The organism is Polaromonas sp. P4_F9, assembly GCF_056401235.1.
In genome coordinates, this window is sequence record NZ_JBFUJT010000002.1 from 250,832 (window position 1) to 267,163 (window position 16,332).

13 protein-coding genes are annotated in these 16,332 nt (G+C 63.6%); 4 read left to right on the forward strand and 9 right to left on the reverse strand.

What is annotated here, in order from left to right:
* Positions 1-160: 160 nt before the first annotated feature.
* From AC1DUB_RS03285 to AC1DUB_RS03305, 5 genes are all read right to left on the reverse strand, one after another.
* Positions 161-1,738 (reverse strand): AMP-binding protein, encoded by a 1,578-nt coding sequence (locus tag AC1DUB_RS03285; protein WP_477728287.1) that lies wholly within the window; start codon positions 1,736-1,738, stop codon positions 161-163.
* The gene (locus AC1DUB_RS03290) at positions 1,731-3,380 is read right to left on the reverse strand and encodes an ABC transporter permease subunit (protein WP_477728288.1); all 1,650 of its coding nucleotides are present in this window, start codon (positions 3,378-3,380) and stop codon (positions 1,731-1,733) included. Before AC1DUB_RS03290 ends, AC1DUB_RS03285 begins: the two co-directional genes overlap by 8 nt.
* Before the next feature lie 149 nt (positions 3,381-3,529).
* Positions 3,530-4,582: an ABC transporter ATP-binding protein gene (locus AC1DUB_RS03295; protein WP_477728289.1), complete on the reverse strand. Its 1,053-nt coding sequence runs from the start codon at positions 4,580-4,582 to the stop codon at positions 3,530-3,532.
* 2 nt (positions 4,583-4,584) lie between these two features.
* Complete coding sequence (locus AC1DUB_RS03300) at positions 4,585-5,646, reverse strand: ABC transporter substrate-binding protein (RefSeq protein ID WP_477728290.1); 1,062 nt, start codon at positions 5,644-5,646, stop codon at positions 4,585-4,587.
* A 47-nt stretch (positions 5,647-5,693) separates the two neighbouring features.
* A complete protein-coding gene (locus tag AC1DUB_RS03305; RefSeq protein WP_477728291.1) occupies positions 5,694-6,482 on the reverse strand; it encodes an enoyl-CoA hydratase/isomerase family protein in 789 nt (262 codons plus the stop codon).
* A gap of 431 nt (positions 6,483-6,913) precedes the next feature.
* Between AC1DUB_RS03305 and AC1DUB_RS03310 the strand changes: the two genes are divergently transcribed.
* Both AC1DUB_RS03310 and AC1DUB_RS03315 read left to right on the forward strand, forming a co-directional pair.
* Complete coding sequence (locus AC1DUB_RS03310) at positions 6,914-7,765, forward strand: IclR family transcriptional regulator (RefSeq protein ID WP_477728292.1); 852 nt, start codon at positions 6,914-6,916, stop codon at positions 7,763-7,765.
* A gap of 340 nt (positions 7,766-8,105) precedes the next feature.
* Positions 8,106-9,467, forward strand: a complete 1,362-nt coding sequence (locus AC1DUB_RS03315; RefSeq protein ID WP_477728293.1) for an MBL fold metallo-hydrolase — start codon at positions 8,106-8,108, stop codon at positions 9,465-9,467.
* A gap of 38 nt (positions 9,468-9,505) precedes the next feature.
* On the opposite strand, the gene AC1DUB_RS03320 is transcribed toward AC1DUB_RS03315, so the two are convergent.
* The 4 genes from AC1DUB_RS03320 to AC1DUB_RS03335 form a co-directional block, all read right to left on the reverse strand.
* On the reverse strand, positions 9,506-10,216 hold the full coding sequence (locus AC1DUB_RS03320; RefSeq protein ID WP_477728294.1) for a sulfite exporter TauE/SafE family protein: 711 nt from the start codon (positions 10,214-10,216) through the stop codon (positions 9,506-9,508).
* A 15-nt stretch (positions 10,217-10,231) separates the two neighbouring features.
* The gene (hemN, locus tag AC1DUB_RS03325; protein WP_477728295.1) at positions 10,232-11,620 is read right to left on the reverse strand and encodes an oxygen-independent coproporphyrinogen III oxidase; all 1,389 of its coding nucleotides are present in this window, start codon (positions 11,618-11,620) and stop codon (positions 10,232-10,234) included.
* A 257-nt stretch (positions 11,621-11,877) separates the two neighbouring features.
* Positions 11,878-12,342 (reverse strand): universal stress protein, encoded by a 465-nt coding sequence (locus AC1DUB_RS03330; protein WP_477728296.1) that lies wholly within the window; start codon positions 12,340-12,342, stop codon positions 11,878-11,880.
* 24 nt (positions 12,343-12,366) lie between these two features.
* Complete coding sequence (locus AC1DUB_RS03335) at positions 12,367-15,054, reverse strand: bifunctional acetate--CoA ligase family protein/GNAT family N-acetyltransferase (protein WP_477728297.1); 2,688 nt, start codon at positions 15,052-15,054, stop codon at positions 12,367-12,369.
* Between the two features lie 335 nt (positions 15,055-15,389).
* Between AC1DUB_RS03335 and AC1DUB_RS03340 the strand changes: the two genes are divergently transcribed.
* Positions 15,390-15,794 (forward strand): TraR/DksA family transcriptional regulator, encoded by a 405-nt coding sequence (locus AC1DUB_RS03340; protein WP_477728298.1) that lies wholly within the window; start codon positions 15,390-15,392, stop codon positions 15,792-15,794.
* Between the two features lie 42 nt (positions 15,795-15,836).
* On the forward strand, positions 15,837-16,304 hold the full coding sequence (locus AC1DUB_RS03345) for a phasin family protein (RefSeq protein ID WP_477728299.1): 468 nt from the start codon (positions 15,837-15,839) through the stop codon (positions 16,302-16,304).
* Positions 16,305-16,332 lie beyond the last annotated feature (28 nt).

The window sequence follows — 16,332 nt, forward strand, 5'->3', positions numbered from 1 at the left end:
CAGGTAGACGCCTGAATGGGGCCCGAAATTCGAGGCTGGTCGTAAGCGTGACGCTGACAGACATCCAGGTCACTGTGGCATCAGGGACGGTCACCTCATTTCAAATTTCACATTTCACATTTCACATTTCTACCCAACATTTCTCCTACTCCATTCGATTTCAAGCCAGATTTTTCAATGCGGAAGACGGCGTAGATCCAACGCTACGTCGATCCCATGCATCGGTGATATCCCGTGACAGAAGATGCTTCCTGATCCGCTCGCTCGGAGTCAGGTCGAACCGCTCAATAAACTTGTAATAGCGTGGCACCTGAAAGCTGGCCAGTTTCTCCGCCGCCCATCCGGCCAGTTCGGGCGTCACCGATGCTGGATCCTGCAGCACACCGTCCGCCAATTGAAGATAGATCAGGATTTCCTGTTCACCAATATCGCTGGTGACACCAATGGCGGCGGTCATGGCAAGCGACGGGTGCTGGGCGAAGACTCGTTCGACCTCCCAGGCCGAGACGTTTTCGCCGCGCACGCGCATGCTGTCTGTCCGTCGGCCGACAAAATAGTAATAGCCTGCGGCATCCTTCCAGGCATAGTCACCGGTGTGAAGTTTGCCGCCGCGCACAGCCTGTGCTGTGGCGTCTGGGTTGTCCAGGTAGCCGCTCAGGAATGCACCGGGCACGCGGCTGGACAACACCATCTCGCCGTGGACGCCGGCTGCAACCAGTTGTCCTTCTGCATCCACCAGTTCAATGTCGATCCAGGGCAGCGGCTTGCCGATCGAGCCCGGTCGCCCTTCCGCGTTAAGCGTGGCGAAACTTGAACACTCCGTCATCCCGTAGCATTCGCGCACCTCCACGCCGAAAGCCTCGCGAACCAGATTCCAGGAATGAGAATTGAGCCCCCCTCCCCACGCGATGCGCAGCGCATGCGGCGGAATGGCCTCGCGCGGCTGCTGCAGCAATATCTCCAGCACGCCCCCCAGGTAGTGAAGCTGCGTAGCGCCTGACTGCACTATCTGTTGCCAGAAGCGGCTGGCCGAGAACCCCGGATAGACATGCAACCGGACGTCTTCCAGGAACGGTGCCAGCAGCATCTGCGCGCCGCCAACATGGCACAGGGGCTCCCATAAAAAGAGCCGGTCACCGGGCCGTCCATCGGCGACCATCAGGGCCGCCTCGGTGGCGATGCGCAGCATGCGGTGCGTGAACTGCACGCCCTTCGGCGCGCCGGTGGTGCCCGAGGTATAGATCACGCAGAGAGTGTCCAGCGGCGCACTGTCGATACGTTGCAAAACGGCGCCGCCCAGATACCCATCGCAAGGCAAGGGCTGGACGATACGGCATTCCGAACGAATGGTGTCGTCAAACATCTTCGCCAACTCAACGTCCGCGACGATCAGGTCTGGCTTGCTGTGCCAGACCAGGTAGCGAAGGCCCTCGGACTTCAGGCGTGTGTTGACCGGTATCCACACGATGCCGGACAGGATCAATGCGTAGATCAGCGCGACGTGGTCGGGACTGTTCTTCAACATCACTGCGACTCGGTCGCCACGGGCGAGACCCTCGGCGGCCAACCACGCCTGGCAGGCGGCAACAGCGTTCCTCAGTCGGCTGGTAGGCCACGGGTCGCGCTCAAAGAAAAGCACGTCCTCTTCAGTGGGGCGACTTAGCCCCTGGAAGAGCACACTCACAACGTCGAGTTGGTCGTCCGCGCACCGGCGTTCGAAATACAGGAATTCATTCATGGTCGGAACGGTCGCGTCTGGCGAGCGACATCACAAAGACAAAGAGGGTGACAACGACCAGCAGGGTGGTCGATACGGCGGCAAGAGTTGGGTTGACCTGAAGAATCATGTCGTCCCACATCTGTTTGGGAAGCGTGGTGCTGAGGCCGCCGCTCACAAAGATCGCGATGGTCAGTTCATCGAACGACGTGAGGAACGCCAGCAGGAAGGCCGACGCCATCGACGGCAGCAGGATCGGAATCATCACCGTCCGGATGCGTGCGAAGGATGAAGCGCCCAGGATCCTGGCGGCATCATCGAGACGCCAATCGTAGCGCTTGAGCGCCGCGGCCAGCGTGACCACCACATACGGAATGGCGAGCACCGTGTGCCCAATCACCAAGCCGGTTTCGGTGCCGATCAGCCCAAGGCGGGCGAACAGGTAGAACAGGCCCACCGCCACCACGATGCGCGGCAGGATCAGCGGCGCGACAAAGAAAGCAAAGAGTGCATTGCTCGCTCGCCCTCCGACTTTAGCCAGCATCAATGCGGCGCCGAGGCCCATCGCCACGGAGACCACCGCCGTCAGCACCGCGACCAGCACCGACCGCAGCATCGCTGCCTGCCAGATGGGCGAGGTGAGGAAGGTTTCATACCATCGCAGGCTGAAGCCCTGCGGCGGGAACGACAGGAAGGACGAACTGGTGAACGAGATCGGGATCACGATCATGGTCGGCAACACCAGCAGCACAACCACCAATACGCCGTAGGTTTTCAGCACCGCACCGCCTTCGCCCAACGGCGCAGATCCACCACGCGGTGACCACTGATCGAACCAGAGCCCGATGCGCACCATCAACCGGAAAAACCATTGCGTGCCAATGCCGGACGCCCTGCGGGATGAGGCCACCCCACCAATCGACGACAGACCCACCGCGCGGTCGTACACCACAAACACGACGATGGTAGCGACGAGCAGCACCGCCGAGAGCGCACCAGCAAAAGGCATGTTGAACAGCTCGAGGATGACCGAGATGATCAGTTGCGCGACCATGGTCTGCTTCGGCGAGCCAAGCAGAGCTGGCACGATGAAGAAGCCCAGGCTGGTGATGAAGACCAGCAGGCCGGCGGCCGCGACACCCGGCAGAGACAACGGAAGGAAGACCGTCAGAAACGCGCCCTTGCGCCCCGCACCCAAGGTCTGCGCAGCACTGATCAATTGGGCATTGATGCCCTGCATGATCGGCAGCATGCTGACCACGGCCAGGGGTACCAGAGCGTGAACCATGCCGATGAGCACGCCGCTCATGGACGGAATGATGGACATGTCGAATTGATCCGCGCCGAAAGCCTTGGCGAGGACACCGATCACACCGGTCCTGGACAGCAGCAACATCCAGGCGAAGGTCTTGACCAGGTAGCTGGTCCAGAAGGGAATCAACAGCCAGATCAACCAGCGCGACCGGCGCTTGGCGGAGATCTGGCTAAGCAGGCAGGCCAGCGGGTACGCCAGCAGTACGCTGATGACCGCGACTGCCAGCGAGATCACAAAGGTAGTCCCAATGACCTTCGCATAAGACGTCTCGGCGGCAAGCCGGGCGTACTGGGTCATGCCCCAATGCGTGTCATCCGCCTTGAACGAGTTCAGCAGGATTTCGCCCACCGGCAGCAGAAAAAACACAGCCAGGAACAGCAGCGCCGGAATGCCGGCAAGCCAGGGACGCACGGTTCCCCGCAGGGACCGCAGGGTGGTGGCGGTCCTCAGCCAGGGACGCACGGTTCCCTGCAGGGACCGAAGGGTGGTGGCGGTCCTCATCGCGTTAGCAGCACGGAGTGCGCGGGGTCCCACTCGATACCGGCATGGTCGCCGACAGAGGGTCGTGCGCCGCGGCAGGACGACCTGACACTGAAGGTCTGGTCGCCGGAAATGGCCAGGATAACTTTCAGGTCTGAACCCTGGTAGACGACTTCGCGCACCTCGCCGCGGAGCGTGCCGCTTTCCGGCGCCACAAGGCGGGCGTTTTCAGGGCGAACCATGAGCGTGACATCGGCGACCGAAGAGGCCGGCATACCTGGCAGACGCAAGGTCTCAGTTCCCCTATTGAGCCAGGCGCCCTCGGCATTGGCGTGCACCGCGCCGTTGAGCAAATTCGAATGGCCGATGAAGTTGGCGGCAAATCGCGATGCGGGCGCGTCATACATTTCGGCGGGCGTGCCGATCTGCTCGACTTGCGCCTGGTTCATCAGGCAGATGCGGTCGGACAAGGTGAGCGCTTCTTCCTGGTCGTGCGTTACATAAATGAAGGTCGCACCGAGGTCCCGATGCAGCTTGCGGATTTCCAGCTGCATGTGCTCCCGCAGGTTTTTGTCCAGCGCGCCCAGGGGCTCGTCGAGCAGGATGACCTCGGGCCGGTAGACAAAGCACCGCGCCAGGGCGATACGCTGCTGCTGACCGCCGGACAGCTCGCGCGGCAGGCGTGCGCCGAACGCGCTCATTTGCACCATGTCGAGCGCGCGTGCCACTTCTTTGGCGATATCCGCTTGCGCGACCTTGCGCATGCGCAGCGGGTAGGCGACGTTTTCGCTCACGGTCAGATGGGGAAACAGAGCGTAGCTCTGAAACACCATGCCGATTCCGCGTTGCCCCGGAGGCAGGTAAGTGGCATCGCGGCCGTCGATTAACAACTGGCCTTCACTGGGTTCGACCAAGCCGGCAATCATCTGCAACAACGTTGTTTTTCCGGACCCCGATGGACCGAGCAGGGTGAGGAGTTCACCCTTGCGCACGTCCAGGTGCGTCGCCTTGAGCGCGACCGAGGAACCGTAGCGTTTTCCGAGTCCGTTGACGGACAGCTTGGTCGACATGTTCAGCCAATCATCCATGAGTTGAAACGTTCGGCCACCTTCTCGCGGTTCAGGTGCCACCATTCCGGGCTGGGGAGCAGCATGCCTTTGATGTTGGGCGCCGCCGTCGGAAGCACCGCGGCGCGTTTAGCCGGGATGACGTCGTATGCCTTCAGGTTCGTAGGGCCATAGGCAAGGTCCTGGGTGAATTCGGACTGACGCTTCGCGTCGCCACAGAAGCGGACGAAAGCCTTCGCCATCTCGGCGCGCGGAGTTCCCCTGGGAATCCCCCAGCCTTCGATGGAATACAGGCCCTGGTTCCAGATGATGCTCACCGGCGCGCCACCATCGATCGCAGCTTGCGACCGGCCGTTCCACGCCGAAATCATGTCGACCTCACCGGACTGGATCAGCTGCATCGACTGCGCGCCACTGGTCCACCACACATTGATGTGGGGCTTGATCCTGTCGAGGCTTTTGAAGGCACGGTCGATGTCGAGCGGGTAGAGCTTGTCCGCCGGCACCCCATCGGCCATGAGCGCCTGTTCCAGCGTGTCGATCGGGTTGCGCCGCAGGCTGCGGCGGCCGGGAAATTTCTTGACATCCCAGAAGTCGGCCCATGTCTTGGGACCGTTGGCGCCGAATTTATCGGTACGGTAAGCGATAGTTGTGGCATAGACATCGACCCCCAGCCAATGATCGGTCACAGCTTCAGGCATTAACCCGGGAAATTCTGACGCCTTGAGGCCAATCGGTTCCAGAAGGCCACGCGCCTGAAGTAATGGAATCTCACCTGAAAGCGTCAGCGTGGTCACGTCCCAAAGATAGTTTTTTGTCTGAACCATGGCCACGAACTGAGCGAGCGGCTGCGATTCACGCGCGACGCTCACGACTTTGATGCCGGTGCTCTTTTCGAATGGGTCGTAAAAGGCCTTCCTGTAGGCCGTGGTGTACGGCCCCCCCGGATCGGACACCACTATTTGTTTACTCTGTGCCCATGCCAATGGGGCAACAGCTATTGCACTTGCTGCCACGCCTGCTGCCTGGATCAGCTTGCGGCGGTTGGTATCAATTTGCTCGTTCATGGAGGCTCCTTGGTGAAGTGAATTACGGGTAGGGATCACTACGGCTGTCAGGCCACTTGCGTTGCACCGGGCACTTTTCCGCCACGCTTTCTGAAAAACTCCTCCATCATCTGGGCCGGCTCGCCGGTGCCATAGGCCTCCGCCTGAATGCGGATACCGGCAGTGATGGCATCCTTGAACCCGGGGTCGGACATTTCGCGAAAGCGCTGCTTGTCCAATCGCATGGCTACCGGAGGTTTGGCGGCCAGTTCTTTGGCGATCTCCATCGCTTTCGCGAGAACCTGGCCTTCGGGAACGATGTGATGGATGAGGCCAATGCGCTGGCATTCATCAGCCTCCATCATCCGGCCCGTCAGGGTCAGCTCGATGGTTCGCGACATGCCCAGCATGCTGTTCATGATCCATGGACCGGTCACGCTGGCGATGCCTGAATTGATCTCGGGCTGACCCATGCGGACGCCCTGGTGGGCCACCCGGATGTCGCCGAGCAAGGCGACCTGAAACGCAGATCCGGCAGCCGTGCCGTTGAGCGCCATCACCAGCGGCTTGGACAGGGAGCGCAGCAACGCATAGAAGGTTTCCCACTCACGCATCCATGTTTCTGACGCCTTGATGTCGAAGGCGTGCGCTTCTTCCAGGTCCTGTCCGGCACAGAAGGCCCGCGTACCGGCGCCGGTCATGACGATCGCCTTGATTTCCGGGTTCCCGTCAAAGCTTCGCAGCGCTTCGACGATCTCCGTCCGCATGGGCGCATGCCACGCGTTGAGCTTTTCGGGGCGGTTGAGCCGGATGAGCGCAACGGCTTCGGTGATCTCAATTTCAATGAAATTTGGCATATCTGTTCCTATTGGATAGTGATAACAAGTGGTGCAATGCACTATAACTCCAGGATTTTTGGAGCGCAAGCTGGTTTCTTCCTGTTTGCCAAAATTTTTTTGAAGCAGGAAACGCCGCGACGGGAAACGCACTTTGCCGATGCGCGATCCGCATGAATTTGGTGTTCCATGAGACAAAATGGGGCGGCATCGTATGCGTCCGGGGCAGCCTTTCCTATCCGCAAATTTCCTGGCGATGCTGATCAAGTAGCAGGAAACCGTTTTGCGTGAAGACGCTGATGCGCCCGCCACAATCGCTCCATGCTGTGATTTCAGCCTTCGTCATCTGCTTATGCAGCATCAAGCCTGGCGCAGCAGACAAAGAAAATACACGCGGGATAAGATATCCCTTTGGCGGAATGCGCTAACTACATAAAACGAACTGGAATCCCATGGACACTGCGAGCAAAGGCCCCATCAAGAAGACTCAACGTGCGGCGGATGTGCGTTCTCACTCTGCAGCGAAACCTTCGGAAGAGCAGCCCACGCGCTCGTCTCTGTTTGTCAATTCGGTCGAAAAAGCCATGAGCGTTCTCACAGCGTTTGACGGGTCAAAACGCTGTCTGACGTTGTCCCAGATCGCCTTGCTAACCGAGATGGATCTGAGTTCGGCGCAGCGCTTCACCTACACCTTGACTACCTTGGGCTACTTGCGCAAGGATGAGATATCGAAGACTTATGAGCTTTCGCCAAGACTCTTCGACTTCACCTATCACTATCTCGCTTCGAGTGAGTTGATGTATCGCGCGACTCCCTACGCGCAGCAACTCAGCAAGGAGACCGAAGAGACGACGAACATCACTGTTTTGGACGGCAGCGACATCGTTTTTGTGTTTCGAATCGTCAGCCGCCATGTGCTGAACCCGAACATCATCGTCGGCACTCGCCTGCCAGCCTATTGCACAGCGCCAGGACTGGCGATCCTCGCGCAATTGCCGGATGATGAAGTGACAGCCATACTCAACAATTCGCAGCTCAATCAGCACACGCCGCACACGATCTTCAAGCCACGCGCTATTCGAGAGCGACTTGAAGCGATTCGAGAGGCCGGATACGCGCACTCTGAAGAAGAGTATTTTTTGGGTGACATTTCGACTGCCGCCGCAATTCTCGACAGTAATGGTCGGGCCACTGGCGCTATCAATGTTGCTGTCGCAAAGCCCCGATGGAAAGGAAAAGCTGACGAAAACCGGATCTCAGATCTTGTGATCACGGCAGCCGCCGCTATATCCGGTCGACGTTAATTTTTGCAATCCAGGTCTGCTGACTTGTTGATTTCGTTTAAAAAACCGAGCCGCGCTGAGCTGGATGCCGCTCCAAATTTGAGCCACGTCTCAATAGCTTGACTCACCCCGTGGGAACATCCGGAGGGATCCGGTAGGCATAGTTGGGTCAAAAAAAAGCCCGCACGCCCATTGGCATTGCTTTTTTTTCATACGACTGCACGGCCACGGGACGCATCGTCAAAGGATTTGACCGGCATTCAGAGATATCCGGAACTTCTCTGTTGACAGTACTTGATCGAAATCAATCCGCCCGTGGCGCAACGGCCGGAAACTGGCCACTCACACGGCGAGGATTTCCATGCGACTCCAGTTTCTCGGTGCTACCGACACGGTGACCGGCTCCAAGTACCTTGTGCAGCACGACAAGGCCAGGGTCTTGGTCGATTGCGGCCTGTTCCAGGGGTACAAACAGCTGCGCTTGCGCAACTGGTCGCCCCTGCCGGTGAAGCCATCCGCGATTGACGCCGTGATACTGACCCACGCCCACATCGACCACAGCGGTTACCTGCCGCTGCTGGCGCGCCAGGGCTTTCGCGGCAAGGTCTATTGCACGCCCGCCACCGCCGACCTGTGCCGCATCCTGCTGCCCGACTCCGGCCACCTGCAGGAAGAGGAAGCCGAGTACGCCAACCGGCGCAGCCTGTCGAAGCATTCGCCCGCGCTGCCGCTGTACACGCGCGAAGACGCCGAGCGCTGCCTCAAGCTGCTCCATCCGGTCGACTACGGGAAACACTGGCAGCCAGCGCCCGGCCTGAACGCGAGCCTGACGCCGTCGGGCCACATGCCGGGATCGTCGTTTGTGCGGCTGGACAATGGTTCACGCTCGCTGCTGTTTTCCGGAGACATCGGTCGCCCGAACGACATGGTGCTCAAGGCGCCCTCACAGATGGACGGCGCAGACTACCTGGTCGTCGAGTCGACCTACGGCGACCGCCTGCACAAAAATTCCGATCCCCTGACGGCGCTTGGCGAGGTGATCAACCGAACCGCAGCGCGCGGCGGCGTGGTGGTGATCCCGGCTTTCGCGGTCGGCCGGGCCCAGAACCTGATGTACTGCATTCATCTGCTCAAGGCCCAGGGCGTGATTCGCGACAGCCTGCCCGTTTACCTCAACAGCCCCATGGCAGCCAGTGCCACCCAGGTGTTCCTCAAGCACAGGAACGAGTTGCGCCTGACGGCCGCGCAATGCGAGGCCATGACACACACGGCGCACATCGTGGGCACGCCAGAGGAATCGCGCCTGCTCAATACGCGCAAGGGCGCTATGGTCATCATTGCCGCCAGCGGCATGGCGACGGGCGGGCGCGTGGTGCACCACCTCAAGGCCTTCGCGCCCGACCCGCGCAACACCATCCTGTTCGCCGGCTTCCAGGCCGGCGGCACGCGCGGCGCGATCATTGCCGGCGGTGCGCCCACCGTACGCATCCATGGGGAAGACATCCCCGTGCATGCCGAGGTGGCCATGCTCGACGACCTGTCGGCCCATGCCGACGCGGTTGAGATCATCGGTTGGCTGAAGGGCTTCAAGGCGGCCCCGAAAAAGACCTTCATCACCCACGGCGAGCCGGCGGCCGCCGATGCCATGCGCCAGCGCATCGAGCGCGAGCTGCACTGGACCTGCCACATGCCTTGCTACCTGGAAACGGTCGCCCTCAACTGACCGTTGACCGGCTCCGGGCCGGCTCACAACCATTAAGGCTAAGCCAGCCCACACCAGACGGCCACGCGGGCGGCAAGATCCGCCCACAGGGCCCACGCAGCGGTCAGCGCCAGCAGGGCACCGGCCGCACGGGTGCCCCAGTCCTGCCGCAGCCGGTCACCCGCGCCCCGCAGGCGCGCCAGCAACGTGGGTGCCAGCGCCAGTGAGGCGCCGCTGCCAGCAGCGAACAGCGCCATCGACAGCGCCCCTTGCGGCGCGCCACCGCTCAGTGAGGCAACCAGCAGCGCCGAATACAGAAGGCCGCAGGGCATGAAGGTCCACAACGCGCCCGCGGCAAACACACCGCCGCGCGCCGCCGCGAGTGGCCGCATGCGCGCCCAGGCCGAGCGGCCAGCCGCATTCACCCAGGCCGGCTGACGCGCCTGGGCCAGCAACACCAGCCCCCACGCCAGCACCGCCAGATGGAACAGCGTCCAGACCGGCCGCAGCACCACGGCATGGGCCGTGAGCCAGGCAAAGCTTTCCACTGCGAGTGCGGCCGCGGCCCCGGCCACTGAATAACCGGCGAGCCGGCCTGCCAGGAAGATCCAGAGCGAGCGCGACGGCATGGAAGTGGATGTGGGTGTAGATGTAGGAAAACCGTGGCCAGCACGGGGCATGGCGGCGCAGGCCGCGCCGCACATGGCCACACAATGCGGGCCACCCGCCAGCCCCATCAGCAGCGCGGTGACAGCGAGGGTGGTGGACATGGCCGCTGGAGCTCTTCAAATAATGCGCGAGAACTTCGCGCGGTTGCGATCGGCCTGCAGGTAGCGGTCGAACGCCATGGCCACGGCCCGCACGAAAAACCAGCCCTTGGCCGTGACCTGGATGCTGGCGTCATCCAGCACCACCAGCCCCTCGTCGGCCAGTTCACTCAACTGCTCGAGCTCGGCCGCAAAGTAGGTCTGGAAGTCCAGCAGCCACGCCTGCTCGATCGACTCAAACAGCACCTGGCCCTGGCACATCAGCGCCATGATCACGGCCCGGCGGGCCAGGTCGTCCCGACTGAGGGCCAGACCGCGCGCCACCGGCAGCCGCCCCTGGTCGAGGTGGTCGCAATACTCTTCCATGGTCTTGGCGTTCTGGCTGTAGGTCGCGCCAATGCGGCCAATCGCCGAGACGCCCAGGCCAATCAGGTCGCAGTCGGGCTGGGTGCTGTAGCCCTGAAAGTTGCGGTGCAGGCGGCCCTGCCGCTTGGCAATGGCGAGCGCATCGCCGGGCAGTGCGAAATGGTCCATGCCAATGTAGACATAGCCCGCCGCCTCGAAGCCCGAGAGCGCTTGCGACAGCATCGCCAGCTTGGCCGCAGCGCCGGGCAGCTCGGCGGACACGATGCGCCGCTGCGGCTTGAAGCGCTCGGGCAGGTGGGCGTAGGCATACAGCGCGATGCGGTCGGGCCGCAGCTGCTGCACCTGGGCCAGTGTGCGCGCGAACGACTCCGGCGTCTGCCGCGGCAAGCCATAAATCAGGTCGATGTTGACCGAGTCGAAGCCTGTCGCCCGCGCCTGCTCCATCAGCGCGAACACCTGCTCGGCAGGCTGGATGCGGTGCACGGCTTTCTGCACCTCCGGGTCGAAGTCCTGCACGCCGAAGCTGATCCGGTTAAAGCCCAGTTCGGCCAGCGCGGCCAGGCGGGCACCGTCCACGGTGCGCGGGTCGATCTCTATGGAGTATTCGCCGCCGGGCACCAGCGCAAAACTGCGCCGCAGCATGGCCATCAGTTCCCTGAGTTCGGCGTCGGACAGGAAGGTGGGGGTGCCACCGCCCAGGTGCAGCTGCGTGACGGGTTGCTCCAGGCCCAGCTGGGCCGTGTGCAGGTCCACTTCGCGGCTGAGATAGCGCAGGTAGGAGGCCGCCCGGTCGTGGTGCCTGGTGATGATCTTGTTGCACGCGCAGAAGTAACACAGCGATTCGCAAAACGGGATGTGCAGGTACAGCGACAGCGGCTGCGGTTGCGCCAGCGCGGCCGGTCCGCTTTGGCGCTGGACCAGCGCCTGGCCATAGTCGGCCGCGGTAAATGCCTCGACGAAACGGTCGGCCGTTGGATAGGAGGTGTACCGAGGCCCGGGAATGTCGAATCGGCGCAAAAGGTCGGGCGAAACAGTGGTCATGGAGCAAAGTTTGCCGCGTGCTGCAGGTCGTCTGCTTGATCTAAATCAGTCGTTCGATATGCGGAGATAGGCGGAGATAGGCGGAGTGGGACCAGTTTGATCCAGATCAGAAGGGTCCAGATCAGAAGGACAAAAGGTGCACCGCGATGAAGCAGATTTCCGCCCGGCGACAGGCGACGAAGCCATCCCTCCGCCGGGGCTGCGGGAAGCCGACCGCGTCTTCTCACCGGAGCACCTAACGCGGGCATCAGCGGGCATCAGCCGGCAGACGAGTCGCCCCGCACCACCAGTACCGGTACCGGCGCATGCCGCACGATCTGCTCGGCATCGCTGCCCAGCAGCACCCGGCCGATGCCGCGGCGCCCGTGCGAGCCGACCACGATCAGGTCCGCCTTGATGCGCCGCGCCTGCTCTGCCACGTGGTCGCAGATTCGGCCCGGGCCTTCCACAACCAGCACAAAGTCAGCGTCCACGCCCTTGTCCACGGCCTTTTGCCGCTCATGCGCCAGCAACTTTTCGCCCGCCTCCCGCATCAGCGGAATGATTTCATTGAGGTAGTTCATCGCCGGCTCGAAGCCGTTGACATAGCTGAGCTCGTCCACGACATGGACCAGCCGCAGCCTGGCGCCGGTCAGCTGGGCCAGCCTGATGGCTTCGTCGAGTGCTTTTTCCGAGGTGGGGCTGCCGTCGACCGGCACGAGGATCTGATGGTAGGTGGACATGGTGGCTCCGGAGTTGAAAGGGTTTCAGCGCAGCGGCAGGCGCATCATCATGGTGTCTTGGGACGGCTCGGCCGAGACCTCGAAGCCAGCCTGCCGGGCCAGCGCGGCCATGCCGGTGTTCTCCAGCAGGCACTGCCCCACGACTTCGGCCGTGCCGCGCTCGCGCAGGTAGGCGGTCAGTTTGTCCAGCAGCAGGCGGCCCAGGCCCTTGCCCTGCCAGCCGGACGTCACCTGGATGGCGAATTCCGCCCGCAGGTTGTCCGGGTCGCACACGGCCCGCGCCTCCGCCACCATCGCGTGACCGCCAGACACCTGGGGCGCCAGCGCAATGAAGGCCATCTCGCGGTCGTAGTCGATCTGGCTGTAGCGCGCCAGCTCGGAATGCGGTACCTCGCGCCGCGCCATAAAAAATCGCAGGCGCATGTCGGCGGGCGACGCGCCGGCATAGAAGGCCATCAGGCGCTGGCCATCTTCGGGCCGGATCGGGCGCAGCAGCAGCTCGCACCCCGCCAGCTGGACACGCTCCTCCAGCGACGACGGATACGGGCGAATGGCGAGCCGGCTGCCCTCGCCCGCCGGCACCGGCCGCAGCCTGACCCGCGCATCCAGCGCCAGCACGCCGCGCTCATCGACCAGCAGCGGGTTGATGTCGAGTTCCGCCAGCCAGGGCAGGTCGCAGGCCATCTGCGACACCCGCAGCAGGGTGGTCAGCAGCGCCTGCTCGTGCGCCGCCGGACGGCCGCGATAACCGGCCAGCAGCGGCCCCAGCCGGCTCCGGGCGACCAGGTCGCGTGCCAAGCTGGTGTTGAGCGGCGGCAGGGCTACCGCATGGTCCTTGCGCAGCTCGACGGCGGTGCCACCCTCGCCCAACAACAGGACCGGACCGAACACGGCGTCGGTGGCGATGCCTACGATCAGCTCATGGGCGCCAGGGCGCTGCACCATGGCCTGCACGGTGAAGCCCAGCACCACCGCCTGCGGCAGCATGCGCGTCACCTGCTCAGACATCCTCACGGCCGCGGCCCTGACCGCTTCGGCCGATGCCAGACCCAGCACGACACCGCCGACGTCGGATTTGTGGATGACCTGCGGCGACACAATCTTCAGGACCACCGGGTAGCCGATCCGGTTGGCAGCGGCAACCGCCTCCTCCACGTCGCGGGCCTTGACGGTTTCAACGCCGGGGATGCCGTAGGCCCGCAACAGCGCCTGGGCCGGCGCCCCGTCGAGCCACTCGCGGCCGTCATGCAGCGCCTGTTCAAGCAATACCCCGGCTTGCGCCCGGTCCGGCGTGAAGTCGTCCAGCGTGGCGGCCGGGAGCTGTTGCAGGGCTTGCTGGTTTCGCGCATGGCCAAGCAGCTGCAGCCACGCCGCCGCCGCGCGCTCAGGCGTGCTGTAGGAGGCGATGCCCGCCCCCGCGCTGGACTGGCGCGCAGCCGCCACGGCGGCACCACCCAGCCAGCACGTCAATACCGGCTTGGCCGATGCCTGCATCATCGGCAGGCAGGCCAGCGCGATCTCGCTGGATGGAACAATGGCCGTCGGCGCATGCATGAACAGCACGGCATCGACGTCCGGCGCAGCCAGCAGCACGCGCAAGGCGTCCTGGTAACGGCTGACAGGGGCGTCGCCAATGATGTCAACCGGGTTGCCATGCGACCAGGTCCCGGGCAGGCATTGATCGAGGGCGGCCAGCGTCTGCTCACTCAGTTGCGCCAGGCTGCCGCCCCCCAGCTGCAGTGCATCGGCCGCCAGCACCCCGGCACCGCCGCCGTTGGTGACAATGGCCAGCCGCTCACCGCGCCACGGGCGCGCATGGGCCAGCGTTTCCGCGGCATCGAAGAGTGACTCTAGCGTGTCGACCCGCAGCATGCCAGCGCGCCTGACTGCGGCGTCGAACACGGCGTCCGAACCGGCGAGGGCTCCGGTGTGCGAGGCGGCCGCCCGGGCGCCATCGGGCGCGCGCCCGGCCTTGACCACGATCACCGGCTTGTTGCGCGAGGCCGCACGCGCGGCCGACATGAACTTTCGCGCCGCCTTGACCGATTCCGCGTACATCAGGATGGCCCGGGTCCCCGGGTCGCTGGCCAAGTAGTCGATCACGTCGCCGAAATCCACATCGGCGCTGTCGCCCAGCGAGATGAAATGCGAAAAGCCAATGCCGCGGCTGTTGGCCCAGTCCAGCATGGCAGTGGCCAGCGCGCCGGACTGGGTCACAAACGCGAGCCGGCCCGGCTGGGCATTGCCGGGCGCAAAGCTGGCATTCAGGCTGGCACCCGGCACCAGCGCGCCAATGCAGTTGGGCCCCAGGATGCGCAGCAGGTGTGGCCGCGCAGCATCCAGCATGGCCTGCTCCAGCGAGACCCCGCCTGCGGAGCCACCCTCTACGGCCAGCTGCTTCAGCCCTGCCGTGAGCACGATGGCGGCGCGCGTACCCTTGCGGCCCAGGGCGGCGATCAGTCCCGGCACGGTGTGTGCCGGCGTGCAGATCAGGGCCAGGTCCGGAGCCTGTGGCAGCGACTCGACATCGGGCCAGGCCGGCCCGCCATCCACGCTCGCATGCCGGCGGTTGACCGGCCAGACCGGCCCCTTGAAGCCGCCGAGCTTGAGGTTGCGCAGCACCACCGACCCCAGGCTGCCCTCGCGGTCGGAAGCGCCAATCACCGCCACCGACGCGGGCTGGAACAGAGCTTCAAGATTACGTACGCTCATGGGATTCCTTGCACGCAGGCGGGCCACCCCGTCTGACAAAACCAGATTAGCGCCAATACCGTTCAGTTAAGGACCCTTGAAGCTCCCTCCCCTTCCGGGGGAGGGTTGGGGTGGGGGCCAGCGACGACCAGGCAACACTGTGGCCCGACGCCCACGCCGTGAGCCCCCATCCCGGCCTTCCCCCAGCGGGGGAAGGAGATGATCGGCACTGCACGCGGTGTGCTAACTGAACCGTATTGAGATTAGCGCCCGGACAGCGCCAGCCTTTGCTTTAGATCAACGATTGCAGCGCTTGTGCCCCACAAAATGGAACGCAACATCAACAAGGATGCTCCATGGAAACCTACAACAGCAGCCAGGCACCGCGCTTTCGCCTGCTCCTCACCCAGCGCGGGGCCGAACTGCGTGCAGTCTTGCGCGCCGCCGGCCGCTTGCCCGACGAAGCAGCCGAAGCCGAGTCGCACGATGTGACGGATTTCAAGGACGTGGCAACGGAACAGTCACTGGCGACGGTCGCCGACGCCAAGGTGGACCATGCCGCCCACGAACTCGAGCAGGTGCTGACCGCGCTGCGCCGGCTGGACGACGCCACGCCCGGCCATCCTTCGGACTACGGCCAGTGCCTGGACTGCGGCGAAGCCATCGATCTGCGGCGGCTTGCGGCCCTGCCGGCTACCCCCTACTGCATCGCCTGCCAGGCCATTCATGAGCATGAACGGCAGCCGGCGCTGCGGCGCTAACCCCTCCACCCTCCACCCACCCTGAAACCGAAAGGAAACCCCATGAGTACCAAAACCACTCAGCGTGCGCCGCCCCACGAGGCGAGCGCCGCCGATTTCGCCCCCTGGAACCTGCTGGCCAACCTCGGTCGCCTGCAGTTCGCGCTGGCGGCTGACAGCGCGAGCGCCATGTTCCGCGGCTCCGAAGCCATTCGCAAAGTCCAGCAGCAGGCCGCGCACCAGGCCGCGGTCCACCACGAGGCGGCTGCACAAAGGCTGCGCGACCCGCACGGGCCTGCCGAGCTGCTCACCATTGAGTCGGACCTGCTGCGTTTCGATATGCATGAGGCGGCCCACTACTGGCAGCAGATCGCGACGGCCATGATGAAGGCCCAGCTGGAAATGATGGGCTGCGCCAGCCACCTGCTGGGCTCCAGCGCCGGCGACAGCTTCAAGCCGGCGCTGCAAGCCTGGCAAGCCAGTCTTTCCGCCTCCCTGAATGGCGCGGAAAACCGGCCAACGACGCATTAAGCTGCCGCCCCGCGGCCTGCGACCGCTC